The organism is Rathayibacter sp. AC451, assembly GCF_979253095.1.
The window spans coordinates 3,889,039-3,900,943 of sequence record NZ_CEEDBD010000001.1 but is presented as its reverse complement, the minus strand read 5'-3'; the positions used below and the strand labels follow the sequence as shown (position 1 = coordinate 3,900,943).

The window sequence follows — 11,905 nt, the reverse complement described above, 5'->3', positions numbered from 1 at the left end:
GGCGCGGGATGAGCCCGACGGGCTCGATCGGGATCCGCGGAGCCCGGTGCCGGGACTCCGCGGATCACGGGCTCAGAGCCCGGGGTAGAGCGGGAAGTCGTCCGTGAGACGACCGACGCGCGCCCGCAGCGCCTGCAGGTCGGCGGCGGGCTTGAGCGCCTCGGCGATGACGTCGGCGACCTCGGCGAACTCGTTCTCGCCGAAGCCGCGTGTGGCGAGCGCGGGCGTGCCGATCCGGAGCCCCGAGGTGACCATGGGCGGACGCGGGTCGAACGGCACCGCGTTGCGGTTCACCGTGATGCCGACCTCGTGGAGGCGGTCCTCGGCCTGCTGGCCGTCGAGCGGCGAGTTGCGCAGGTCTGCGAGCACGAGGTGCACGTCGGTGCCGCCGGTGAGCACGTCGATGCCCTCGGCCTTCGTGTCGGGCGCGGTGAGGCGCTCGGCGAGGATCTGCGCGCCGCGGATCGTGCGGGCCTGGCGCTCGGCGAACTCCGCCTCGCCCGCGAGCTTGAAGGCCGTGGCCTTCGCCGCGATGACGTGCATGAGCGGACCGCCCTGCTGGCCGGGGAACACGGCCGAGTTGAGCTTCTTGGCGTACTCCTGCTTGGACAGGATGAGACCCGAGCGCGGACCGGCGAGCGTCTTGTGCACGGTGGTGGTGACGACGTCGGCGTGCGGGACGGGCGACGGGTGCAGCCCGGCCGCGACGAGGCCGGCGAAGTGCGCCATATCGACCCAGAGCTTCGCGCCGACCTCGTCGGCGATGGCGCGGAACGCCTCGAAGTCGAGGTGGCGGGGGTAGGCCGACCAGCCGGCGATGAGCACCTGCGGGCGGACCTCGAGCGCCTTCTCGCGGACGACGTCCATGTCGATGCGGAACGACTGCGGGTCGACGCCGTAGGCGGTCGCGTTGTAGAGCTTGCCCGAGAAGTTGAGCTTCATGCCGTGCGTCAGGTGGCCGCCGTGGGCGAGCTCGAGACCGAGGATCGTGTCGCCGGGCTGGATCAGCGCGGCGAGCGCGGCCGCGTTCGCGGTGGCTCCGGAGTGGGGCTGGACGTTCGCGAACTCGGCGCCGAACAGGGCCTTGGCGCGGTCGATCGCGAGCTGCTCGGCGACGTCGACGAACTCGCAGCCGCCGTAGTAGCGGCGGCCAGGGTAGCCCTCGGCGTACTTGTTGGTCAGGACCGAGCCCTGCGACTCGAGGATCGCGCGCGGCACGAAGTTCTCGCTCGCGATCATCTCGAGGTAGCCGCGCTGGCGGTCGAGCTCCTGCTGCAGGACGGCGGCGATCTCGGGATCGACGACCGAGACGGGCTGGTCGAACGACGCCGACGCTCCGGTGCTCGAGGTCTGGCTCTGGGCGGGGGAAGTGGACACGGACGCTCCTTGACTGGGAAACGGAGGGTGCCCGCGCCGGCGCATCGAGGCGACTCGGCGCGTACGGGCGACCCGGACTACGGTATCCGTTCCAGCCCAGGCGTGCGGCGGGAAAAGTGTCCGGGGGCGAGCCCGGAGGAGGTGCCGCTCCCTGATGGTCACCCATCCGAACGCCAGTCGCGACGCGGCCAGTGTAGCAACGCGAGCGCCGTCCGACAGGTCGCGCCCGAGCGCGAGCATCCCTCGACTCTGTGCCAGGATCGTGCGGTCGACGAGCGGAGGAGGGCGCTGTGGCGAGCACGCACCGGGCGCAGCCCTCTCCCCGCCGCAGGACCGCGCGAGCGTCGGCGGCTCCGGGCGATGCCGATCTGATCGCCCTCGTGCGCGAGGGAGATGCGGCCGCCTCGGCCGAGCTGTGGCGGCGCCACGCGTCGGCGGCGCGCTCCCTCGCCCGGGCCTGGTCCTCGCTCGACGCCGACGACCTCGTGTCGGAGGCGTTCCTGCGCACTCTCGACGCGATCGCGAAGGGCGGCGGTCCGGAGGGGGCGTTCCGCCCGTACCTGTTCACCGCCGTCCGCAACGCCGCCGCGACAGGGGGGCGGCGCAGCGGGCGCGAGCAGCCGCTGGACGCGATCGGCGAGGTCGCCGCCGATGACGACGGCCCGGAGGAGCTCGCACTCGCGGCGCTCGACCGCGACCTCGGCGTCCGGGCGTTCCGCGCCCTGCCGGCGCGCTGGCAGGAGGTGCTCTGGTACACCGCCGTCGAGGGGATGACGCCCGCCGAGGCCGCCCCGCTGCTCGGTCTGCGGCCCAACGGAGTCGCCGCACTCGGCCACCGCGCCCGGGAGGGGCTACGCGGGGCGTGGATCCAGCAGCACGTCAGCGTCACGGCGGCGGAGGGCGAGTGCCGCTGGGTGCTCCAGCAGGCCGGGGCCCACACCCGCGGGCGCCTGGCGCTCCGCGACCGTCGGCGCGCGGACGCCCACCTCGAGGAGTGCCCGTCGTGCCGGGGCGCCCTCGCCGAGGCGGCCGGGGCGAGCGCGCGTCTGGCGGTGGCGCTGCTGCCGCTCGTGGCCGGTGTCGGCGGCGCGACCGCCTACGCCGCGGCGGGCGGGGCCGGCGGCGCACCGGTCGCCGGCACGACGGGCGGAGCGACGGCGGGCGCGACGGGCGGAGCGGCGGCGGGCGCGGTGACGACCGGCAGCGCCTCCCTCGTCGCGGCGATCGCTGCGGCGGGAGTGCTGCTGGTCGCCGGGATCGCGATGGCGGCGCTGATCCCTCCCGGTCCGACCACGGGCGAGCAGGGCGTCGCCGCCCCCGCGAGCCCTGTGGCGCCGGTGGACTCCGGCGAGGACGCCGTGCCGCCGGCGCCCCCGACGGTCGCATCGCCGCCGACCGTCGTCTCGCCCCCGACCGTCGCGGTACCGCCGGCGCCCGCCTCGCCGGCGCCTGTCCCGACGTCCCCCGCCGTGCCGCCCCGTGCGGCGACGACTCCGACGCCGGTACGCGCGACGACTCCGACTCCCCCGCCGATCGGTGCTCCTCCTCCGTCCGGCACCCCGGTGCGGCCGCCGACGGCCACCTCGACGTCCGCGCTCCCACCGCCTCCGGCCCCGGCGCCGTCCTCCACTACTCCCCCGCTCGCTCCCGCAGCCGCCCCCACGCTGACGATCGACGAGGATCCGGCGAACCGCCTGTTCCCCGCCGCTCGCGGCCACGCGCCGCCCGGGTCACGGGTGAGCGTCGAGGACGCGACGACCGGCGCCGTCTACGCCGCGGTCCCGGCGTCGACGGACGGCTACTGGGGTGTCCCCGCACTCCCTCTCCCGGCGGGCGAGACCACGCTGGTCGCCGTCGGCGAGCGGCGGAGCGACCCGTGGACGGTGCGCCTCGAGTCGCCCACGCCGCTCGCCGCGCCGACGGCGGACGGGCCGGTCACCGTCGTGGTGCTGGCCGGGACAGGGCTCGTCGACGTGCTCGTGGACGGTGCCGTCGCGCAGAGGACGACCTCGGTCGCCCCGGGCTTCGTGCTCTCGCTCGACCTCGCGGCCGGCGAGCACGCGATCGCCGCCCGCTACGCCTCCGCGGAGGGGCGCTCCGGCCCCGAGACCGCGACCCGCGTCGTCGTGCGCTGAGCACGCAGCTCCGCACCCGCCAGCAGGGCGATCGCCAGCAGGAAGCACGCCGCATAGACGACGGCGGTGCTCTCGAGCCCGAACGCGCCGTAGACGACGGAGCCGACCAGGGCTCCTCCGCCGATGCCGGCGTTGAAGGACGCCGTGTAGACCGCGGTGGCGGTGTCGCGGATCAGCGGATCGGCCACCTGCAGGAGGCGCGTCTGGAGCAGCGAGGGCAGCACGCCGAACGCGACTCCCCAGACGACGAACGCCGGCAGAGCGACCAGGGGCCGAGCGGGAACCAGGTTCAGCACCACCGCCGAGACGAGGACGACCGTCAGCGCGACGAGGAGGGCGGCAACAGGCCGGCGGGTGACCACCCGGGATCCGGCGACGACGAGCCCGACGGCTCCGGCCGCTCCGTACACGAACAGCAGCGGCGACACCGCCCCGGTCGCCGCTCCCATCCGGTCGGTGGCGAAGGGGACGAGGTAGGTGGTGAAGGCGTAGTGGCCGGTCATGGCGACGGCCACCGCCACGCAGAGCACCGCCACGGATCCGACACCGCGGCCGGCGCGCAGGGTCGCGATCGAGCCGGTGGTCGTCTCGGGGACCGGGGTCTCGACGGACGGGAGCACCCGGAGGACCAGGAGCGTGCCGACCGCCATCAGCCCCGCCACGATCAGGAAGGAGACGCGCCAGCCGACGAGCTGGCCGAGCGCGGTGCCCAGCGGAACGCCGAGCACGAAGGCGAGCGTGCCGCCAGCGAAGGTGACCGCCACCGCGCGCCCGAGGTCGCGGGGCCGGACGAGCCGGGCGGAGTAGGCGCCGACGACCGCCCAGAAGAGGCCGTGGCCCGCGCCGCCGACGATGCGCGCGGCGACCATCAGGGGGTAGGAGGGAGCGAGCGCCGTCGCGACGGTGCCGAGAGTGAGCACGACGAGAACCGCGATCAGGAGGGTCCGCCGCGGGACCCGGCGGGTGACCAGCGCGAGCGGCGTGCTCGAGAGCACGACGGTGAACGCGAAGACCGAGACGAGGAGGCCGGCCTGCGCCGGCGAGACCCCGAACGAGCCGCCGAGCTCCGGCAGCAGGCCGGTCGGCATCATCTCGGCGGTGACCGAGAGGAAGATCACGCTCGAGAGGACGAGCAGCGGCGCCCAGGGGAAGCGGTCCGCGGGCGCGGAGGTGCGGACGGGAACAGTGGAGGAGGTCATCGGAGGGCTCCGAGAGGCGTGTCCCCCGGCACGGCGCGGCGGCCCCGCTCGAAGCGGTGGCGGCCCGCGTCCGGGGCGGAGGATCGGCTGCGCGCCGTCGTGCGCGCCCGGGGCCGCGGGGATGCCGACGACCGCTGCCAGCCTACGGGGGCCCTGCGCGTGGGTCCAGGGGCGGGCGGCCGATATCCTGAGCGGATGCAGTCCGACCCCGCAGCGCCCGCGTCCGCCCGGCCCGTGCCCACCGGCACCGAGTTCACCGGGACCGGCGATCGAGGTCCCGGCAACCACTGGACCCTGACCTTCGCGTGCCCGGATCTGCCCGGCATCGTCCACGCGGTCTCGGGCGCCGTGGTGCACGCCCGCGGCAACATCACCGAGAGCCAGCAGTTCTCCAGCGCCGACACCGGTCGCTTCTTCATGCGGCTCCAGGTGGAGTCGCCCGTCACCCGCCAGGAGTTCGAGCGGGCGCTCCAGCCGATCACCGAGCACTACGGGATGACCTGGCGCCTGGACGTCGTCGGCCGCCCCCTCCGCACGCTCGTGCTCGCCTCGACGGCGGCGCACTGTGTCAACGACCTGCTGTTCCGCCAGCGCGCGGGCCAGCTCGCGGTGGACGTGCCGCTGATCCTCTCCAACCACGGCAGCCTGCGCGATCTGGCCGAGTTCTACGGGGTGCCGTTCGAATCGCGCCCCGTGGTCTCCCCCGAGACGAAGCGGGAGTTCGAGGAGCGGGTGATCGAGGTCGTCGAGCAGCACGACATCGAGCTCGTCGTGCTCGCCCGCTACATGCAGATCCTCTCGCCCGAGCTCTGCGCACGTCTCGCCGGCCGCGCCATCAACATCCACCACTCGTTCCTGCCCGGCTTCAAGGGCGCGAACCCCTACAAGCAGGCGCACGCTCGCGGCGTGAAGCTGATCGGCGCGACGGCCCACTTCGTCACGAGCGACCTCGACGAGGGCCCGATCATCGAGCAGAACGTTGTCCGCGTCGACCACTCGCACTCCCCGGCCCAGCTGGTCGCGATCGGTCAGGACGAGGAGAGCCGCACCCTCACGCAGGCGGTCAAGTGGTTCGCGGAGGACCGCGTGCTGCTCGACGGGGCCCGCACGATCATCTTCAAGTAGCGGCTCCGCGGATCGCCGCCGGCTTCCTCCGTCCACGGATCGGCCGTCGTGCGGCGAGCGCCACGAGCGGCCCGGCGACGACGAGCACCGCGAGCTCGACGTCGGAGGGCGACGCTCCGAGCAGGAGCGCCCCGCCCGGAGCCAGGACGTCGATGAGGAGCTCGGACCAGCTCGCGACGATCCCTCCGCCGAGCACCACGGCGACGAGGACGACCGCAGCGATCGCATCGCGCGCAGCACCTCGGGCGCCCGTCGGCGGGATCGCCCCGGACAGGGCGGGCGGGGCGAGGATCGCCAGGACGAGCGCACCCGGGCCCATCCACCCGGAGCGCTCGGCGACGACGACGAGCAGAACGAGCCCCGCAACGGCGGCGAGCGCGAGCAGGCGGGCGGCGGCGGTGCGTCCGAGGAGGGCGAGACCGGCGGCGACCGCGAGCGCCACCGCGACCAGGACCGTGGGGTTCGAGAACGGACCGAGGAAGCCGACGGAGGCGGTGCCCGTGCTCCAGGTGCCGAGGACGACGTAGAGCAGCGCCAGCACGGCCGCGACGACGAACGCCGTCGCGGTGGTCCGACGTCGGTCGACCCTGCGCCACGCGCGGTGGGCGATCCCGTCGACCACGAGCCGGAGGGCTTCGCTCGCGTCCGGACCGTCGCGCCCCTCCGCGTCCGCGTCGTCGAGCAGCATCCCCAGGACCACTTCGCCGTGCTCGCGCCGCCAGTCCTCCGGGTACCAGCGGAGCAGTCGGCGGTACCGCCGCTCCGCCCTCACGCGACGACCCCCTCCGGGCGCTCGCGGAGCGCCGCCCGACCCTGCTCGACCATGACCTGCAGGCGGGAGAGCTCGGCGGCCAGCGCCGTCTCTCCGGCTCCGGTCACGCGGAAGAACCGGCGCAGGCGTCCGTCCGACACCTCCTCGCCGTCGGTCGCGACCAGGCCGTCGGCCGACAGCCGCTCGAGAGCGGAGTAGAGCGTCGGGACCTTGAGCACCGCCTCCCCCGCCGAGAGCTCGCGGGCCTCGGCGAGGATCGCGTAGCCGTGGCGCCTCCCCCGCGACAGCACGGTGAGGATCCAGAACGAGGTCGGCGGGAGCGCGTCGGTCATGGAGGCGAGAGTACTCTCACAGCGAGAGTATCGGAAGACCGGACCGAGCGATCACTCGCCCAGCGCGATGGCGCGCAGTGCCCGCACGTGGGAGTCGAACGCCTGGGCTCCGGCGCGGGTGAGCGAGACCCAGGTGATGCGGCGCGAGTCGCTGCGGGCGCTCGACGAGCTCTTGACCGTCGCCGTGAAGCCCGCATCGACGAGCACCTTCAGGTGCTTCGAGAGCGTCGCGTCGCTCACTCCGAGGGTGTCGCGCAGGACGCCGAAGTCGAGACCGTCGCCGGCACGCAGCAACCCGCAGATGCGCAGGCGCAGCGGCGCGTGGATGACCTCGTCGAACCGCGCCTCAGCGGACACGGCGCATCCGCTCCCGAGCGGCGGCGGTGAAGGCGCAGGTCGCGCCCACTCCGACCGCGAACGCCGCCGCGGTCGGCAGGGCCACCCAGCCGTGGAGGTCGAAGGAAGCGAGGCCGAGGGCCGTGCTGAAGAGCCCGAGCACCAGGACGAGCGCCACCGCCGACACGACCCACGGCATCGCCCCGAGGCGGCCGAGCTTCACGCCGGTCGCCCGGCGGTAGGCCCAGAGCAGCACCAGGCCGAGGGCCAGCGCGGGCAGGATCCCCCGGACCCGCTCTCCCCGGCGGCGGGACGCACCACGACGAGCGCGGCGACGAGGCCGAAGCCCGTGGAGAGCCACCACGGGGTGCGGACGCGCGCCGCGAGTGCTGCGCGATCGGAGTCGAGCTCGCGGAGGATGTCGTCGTTTTCCATAGTGGAAAGTCTTACAGAGACTTTCCCTCACGGCAAGTGATGCTCGGAGCGCGGTCGGAGAGGACGGTTAGCATGGTCGGCGTGAATCCAGCAGAGGCGACCACCGCGGACCGCGACCCCCGGATCGGCCCGAACGCCGTCGTCCGATTCCTCCTCGAGCTCGTCGCCCTGGTGACCTTCGGCATCTGGGGCTTCAGCAGCTTCGGGATGCCGTGGAGCATCGTCGTCGGCATCGGCGCTCCGGTCCTCGCCGCCCTCGTCTGGGCGCTCTTCCTCTCGCCCCGGGCCGTCCTGGCGATCGACGTCTACGGCCGCTCGCTCATCGAGCTGCTCGTCATGGGCGCCGCGGCGCTCGCATGGCTCGACCTCGGGCAGCCGATCGTCGCGATCGTGTTCGGCGTGATCGCCATCGTCTCGGGCGTCATCGCCGGACGCCGCTCGATCTCGTAGCACTCCTCGCCCACCCCGCGGGCTCGGACGGCGAACGGCCGCCCCGCCGCCCCGAGGGGGCGAGCAGGACGGCCGTCGCGTCGAGCGGTTCTACTCCGTTGCGGCGCCCTCACGCTGCGCGAGTGCGCGGCGTCGGACTCCGGTGATGACCGCTCCTGCGCCGATCAGGGCCAGCGCGGCGGCTCCGAGGAGACCGGCCTCGAAGCCCGTGTGGGGCAGGCTCCCGGGACCTCCGGTGCCGGGCAGACCCGGTCCGGCGGTCGGCGAGGAGGTGGGCGCGGGCCCGGCGGTCGGCCCAGCGGTCGGAGTCGCAGTCGGCTCAGGACTCACGGTCGGCTCAGGAGTCGCAGTCGGCTCAGGAGTCGCAGTGGGCTCCGGAGTCGCGGTCGGCTCCGGAGTCGCGGTCGGCTGCGGCCCGGGGGTGACGTCCTCGGTCACGCTGACGCTCACGAGCGTCGCGAGACCCGAGTCCGCGTAGGCGATGCGGCCGAGGTACTCGGCCGGCCCCGCGAGGTCGGACCACGAGATCGCGTAGTCGACGGGCTCTCCGAGCACGGCGTCCACCGTCTCCGGCTCGGTGGTCAGCGATCCCTCGCCGCCCTCCGCGGTGACGACGAAGCTGCGCAGATCGAAGGTGACGGTGTCGTCGCTTCCGACCGCGTAGATGTCCGCGGTCACCCGGTAGGTGCCGGCCTCCGGCGAGTCGAGGTCGACGCGCTCGTCCGCCGAGCCGGTGGCCGAGACCGCCTCCGAGACCGGCTCGCCCGCGGCGTCGAGGAGATCGACGTAGAGGTCGAGGTCGGCCGTCTCGTCGATCGAGTCGAGGTCGAAGCGGGCGAAGGTCGCCCCCTCGGGGACCTCCACGGTCGTCTCGAGGGTCGTGCCGGCGGGCAGCGTGCCCGAGTGGCCGTCCGCCGCCGTCGCGTCCTCGGCCAGCACGCCGCGCGCGAGACCGCTCGGCGAGAGCGGGAGCGCGCCGTCGATGCCGGGCGTGATCGTGGCGGTGGTCGAGCCGGTCGAGCCGGATCCCGACACCTCGTACGGGGCGTCGAGCAGCACCGGGCGCACCGCGACCGGGCTGCGCACCTCGTGCTCGGCGCTGGTCCAGGCCAGGTAGCCAGTCGCGAACTGCCCGAGCTCGGCGTCCTCGGTCGTGAAGCTCACGGTGTACTCCGCCGTCTCCCCCGCCGCCCCGAAGGACAGCGTCGAGGGCGAGACGACCGCGTCGATCTCGGGGACGTCGATCGAGGCGGTGTACTCACCCGGGCCGGTCGACGTGACCGTGCGGGTCACCGTCTGGGTCCCGGCGAGCGAGCCGATGGCGATCGAGGCCTGGTTCAGGTCGGACGGGTCGATGGCGTCGACCTCGAAGTCGGGGTCGAAGACGTAGCCCGCACCCTTGAGGAACGCGATCCAGTCGGTCGGTCCGCTCTCGTAGAGCAGACCGGGGTCGAGGAAGCGGGTGGGGTCGACGTGACCCGCGCCCTGGGCGAAGACGTCCTCGGAGGGGTCGCCCGCCTGGTCGACGCTGTCGTACGCGGTCGTCATCATGGCCGACTTGACGGCCGACGGCGAGGCGTTCGGCGAGACGCCGAGGATCAGCGCCGCGAGGCCCGCAACGTGCGGCGAGGACATCGAGGTGCCCGACTCGAACGCGAAGGCCGGGTCGTCGCCCTCGGCGTTGAAGGAGTCCGCGAGGATCGCGACTCCGGGCGCCGTCAGGTCCGGCTTGAGGACGTCGCTGCCGTCGGCCTCGGCCGGGCCGCGCGACGAGAAGCCGGCGACCTGCGGGACAGGGATCTCGGCACCCGTGAGGTTGCCCTCGCTGAGCACGACCGTCGCACCGTCGGTCGAGGCGTACTCGGTGATCGCGTCGTAGGCCTGCGAGTCGATCTGGATGCTCGGGACGGAGTGGTCGTCGACGTGCAGCGCGTTGGGGAACGGGTTGAGCAGCAGCATGCCGATGCCGCCGGCCCGCTCGACCTCGGCCGACTTCGACACGCGCGCGGTGGTGCCCGCGGTGCAGGCGACGACGGTGCCGGCGACCCTCGCGGGGTCGAGCGTGCCCGGGGCGCAGACGGTCGGCGTCTCGGAGCCGGGGAGGACGACGTCGGCGCTGTTCACCAGCGGTCCGGCGACGTCGTCGTGGACCGAGATCGATCCTCCGACGAACGCCTGCCCGTCGCCGAGCGTCGCGGTGGCGGTGTAGGTCGGGATGGAGGACGCCGCGACCGTCGTGTACCACGGCGACGCGTGGTCGAGGGTCGAGTCACCGGGGCCGGAGTTGCCCGCGGAGGCCGCCACGAAGACGCCCGCGGCGGCGGCGTTCAGGAACGCCTCGTCGTAGAGCGTCAGCGTGGAGGTCGCCGAGCCACCGCCGATCGAGAAGTTGATCACGTCGACGCCGTCCTTCACGGCCGCGTCGATGGCGCCGAGGATCCCGGTGCCGGAGCAGAAGTCGTCGTCGTCCGTGCCCTCGACGTCACCGTTCCAGCAGACCTTGTAGGCCGCGACCTTGGCCGCCGGGGCGACGCCCGAGATCGTGCCGTAGTCGTAGCCGTCGACGCTCGCCTCGACGTCGGCGTTGCCCGCGGCGGTGCTGGCGGTGTGCGAGCCGTGGCCGTCGGCGTCGCGCGGCGAGAGGAACTCGGGGTTGTCGGCCGAGCCGACGCTCTCGGACGCGCCGAGGAACCAGCGCGCGCCGATCAGCTTCTGGCTGCACTCGTCGCCGTTCCACTGCTGGGAGGCGTCGGCGCCGCTCTCGCAGGCGCCGACGAAGTCTCCGCCGTCGGACTTGCGGTAGGTGACGGCCTCCCCGTCGGTGTACGGGGCGGCTCCGGGGCTCGTCGCGAGCGGTGCGCCGGCGAACGAGGGGTTCTCGGGCGCGATGCCGGAGTCGATGACGCCGACGACGATGCCCTCGCCGGCCTCCTCGACGCCGCCGACGGCGTTCCAGACGCCGTCAGCGCCCTCGAGGCCGAGGAAGTCGGTGGAGCGCTGCTGGCCGGTGTCGGGAACGGGGATGCCGTCCGTCGGCGCCTGGGCGAGCGGCGCGGTCTGCGCGGCACCGGGAGCGCGGTCGAGCGTCAGGTCCTCGACCTCCCTGACCTGCGCGACGTCCTTGCGCTCGGCGAGCCGGCTCGCCTGAGCGCCGGTGAGAGTCGCGGAGAAGCCGTTGAGCGCGACCGTGTAGTGGTAGCCGATCTCGGCGTCGACAGCGGCCGCCACGTCGTCCTGGCGCTTCTCGAGGTGGTCGGCGTAGTCCTCGACCGGCGCGGAGCGCGCCTGCAGCTGCGCTCCTGCGTCGGGGGCGGTGCGAGCGAAGCGGGCGTCGGTGCCCTTGTACGTCGCGGCGGACGGCTCGACGAGGGTGACGACGTAGTCGCCGTCGTCGAAGCTCTGCAGCGACGAGAGGCCGCCGACGAGGGAGGCGCTCCCGATCGCGGGAGCGGCGCTCGCGCCCGTGGCGGCGAACGCGGCGGAGGCGGCGACGCCCAGAGCCGCGAGACCCGCGAGGATCCACCTCTCTGCGCGCCGGACAGGTGGACGGTGGGAGGGGTGGATCGGCAATCGATGTCCTTACTCACGTTCGCTGGGAACCGGATCGGTTCCCGCACTGGATCGACCCTACGAACTCGATTGCCCGGCTCTGTTACGAACACGTTACGAAGTCCCTGAAAGGGTGACTTCTGTTCTTGGCACTCTCCCTGCCCGAGTGCTAAATTCTTCTCAGTTGAGTCGAGT

The 11,905-nt window shown here is 73.6% G+C and carries 11 protein-coding genes and 1 riboswitch; of the genes, 3 read left to right on the top strand and 8 right to left on the bottom strand.

The features are described 5' to 3' along the window. Positions 1 to 72: 72 nt before the first annotated feature. Positions 73 to 1,377 (bottom strand): serine hydroxymethyltransferase, encoded by a 1,305-nt coding sequence (gene glyA / locus AC0CID_RS18720; protein WP_465227957.1) that lies wholly within the window; start codon positions 1,375 to 1,377, stop codon positions 73 to 75. Between the two features lie 87 nt (positions 1,378 to 1,464). Next, positions 1,465 to 1,568, bottom strand: a riboswitch (ZMP/ZTP riboswitch). Between the two features lie 99 nt (positions 1,569 to 1,667). Here glyA and AC0CID_RS18715 point away from each other — a divergent pair. Next, positions 1,668 to 3,512 carry an RNA polymerase sigma factor gene (locus AC0CID_RS18715; RefSeq protein WP_465227956.1) on the top strand — a complete coding sequence of 615 codons (1,845 nt, stop codon included), beginning with the start codon at positions 1,668 to 1,670 and terminating at the stop codon, positions 3,510 to 3,512. On the opposite strand, the gene AC0CID_RS18710 is transcribed toward AC0CID_RS18715, so the two are convergent. Further along, positions 3,452 to 4,711: an MFS transporter gene (locus tag AC0CID_RS18710; protein ID WP_465227955.1), complete on the bottom strand. Its 1,260-nt coding sequence runs from the start codon at positions 4,709 to 4,711 to the stop codon at positions 3,452 to 3,454. The genes AC0CID_RS18715 and AC0CID_RS18710 overlap by 61 nt on opposite strands. A 195-nt stretch (positions 4,712 to 4,906) precedes the next feature. Here AC0CID_RS18710 and purU point away from each other — a divergent pair, with 195 nt between their 5' ends. Beyond that, complete coding sequence (purU, locus tag AC0CID_RS18705) at positions 4,907 to 5,836, top strand: formyltetrahydrofolate deformylase (RefSeq protein WP_465227954.1); 930 nt, start codon at positions 4,907 to 4,909, stop codon at positions 5,834 to 5,836. Here the strand turns inward: purU and AC0CID_RS18700 are convergent. Genes AC0CID_RS18700 through AC0CID_RS18680 form a run of 5 tightly spaced genes read right to left on the bottom strand, consistent with a single transcriptional unit; the run spans position 5,829 to position 7,711 of the window. Next, a complete protein-coding gene (locus AC0CID_RS18700) occupies positions 5,829 to 6,608 on the bottom strand; it encodes a hypothetical protein (RefSeq protein WP_465227953.1) in 780 nt (259 codons plus the stop codon). The two genes, purU and AC0CID_RS18700, sit on opposite strands and share 8 nt — an antisense overlap. Then, on the bottom strand, positions 6,605 to 6,940 hold the full coding sequence (locus tag AC0CID_RS18695) for a PadR family transcriptional regulator (RefSeq protein ID WP_465227952.1): 336 nt from the start codon (positions 6,938 to 6,940) through the stop codon (positions 6,605 to 6,607). Before AC0CID_RS18695 ends, AC0CID_RS18700 begins: the two co-directional genes overlap by 4 nt. Positions 6,941 to 6,991: 51 nt before the next feature. Beyond that, positions 6,992 to 7,297, bottom strand: coding sequence for a transcriptional regulator (locus AC0CID_RS18690; protein WP_465227951.1), 306 nt, complete (start codon positions 7,295 to 7,297; stop codon positions 6,992 to 6,994). Next, positions 7,287 to 7,532: a hypothetical protein gene (locus AC0CID_RS18685; protein WP_465227950.1), complete on the bottom strand. Its 246-nt coding sequence runs from the start codon at positions 7,530 to 7,532 to the stop codon at positions 7,287 to 7,289. The genes AC0CID_RS18690 and AC0CID_RS18685 overlap by 11 nt, the downstream gene beginning before the upstream one ends. Beyond that, entirely contained in the window at positions 7,496 to 7,711 is a 216-nt protein-coding gene (locus AC0CID_RS18680) for a hypothetical protein (protein ID WP_465227949.1), read from the bottom strand. Before AC0CID_RS18680 ends, AC0CID_RS18685 begins: the two co-directional genes overlap by 37 nt. Before the next feature lie 81 nt (positions 7,712 to 7,792). Between AC0CID_RS18680 and AC0CID_RS18675 the strand changes: the two genes are divergently transcribed. Beyond that, positions 7,793 to 8,161 carry a YrdB family protein gene (locus AC0CID_RS18675; protein WP_465227948.1) on the top strand — a complete coding sequence of 123 codons (369 nt, stop codon included), beginning with the start codon at positions 7,793 to 7,795 and terminating at the stop codon, positions 8,159 to 8,161. 90 nt (positions 8,162 to 8,251) lie between these two features. On the opposite strand, the gene AC0CID_RS18670 is transcribed toward AC0CID_RS18675, so the two are convergent. After that, positions 8,252 to 11,731 carry a S8 family serine peptidase gene (locus AC0CID_RS18670; protein ID WP_465227947.1) on the bottom strand — a complete coding sequence of 1,160 codons (3,480 nt, stop codon included), beginning with the start codon at positions 11,729 to 11,731 and terminating at the stop codon, positions 8,252 to 8,254. Between the last annotated feature and the right edge of the window lie 174 nt (positions 11,732 to 11,905).

Excerpts from the sequence above, each read along its gene's own strand:
- AC0CID_RS18710 (WP_465227955.1), bottom strand. The coding sequence starts at position 4,711 with ATGACCTCCTCCACTGTTCCCGTCCGCACCTCCGCGCCCGCGGACCGC.
- purU (WP_465227954.1), top strand. The coding sequence starts at position 4,907 with ATGCAGTCCGACCCCGCAGCGCCCGCGTCCGCCCGGCCCGTGCCCACC.
- AC0CID_RS18695 (WP_465227952.1), bottom strand. The coding sequence starts at position 6,940 with ATGACCGACGCGCTCCCGCCGACCTCGTTCTGGATCCTCACCGTGCTG.
- AC0CID_RS18680 (WP_465227949.1), bottom strand. The coding sequence starts at position 7,711 with ATGGAAAACGACGACATCCTCCGCGAGCTCGACTCCGATCGCGCAGCA.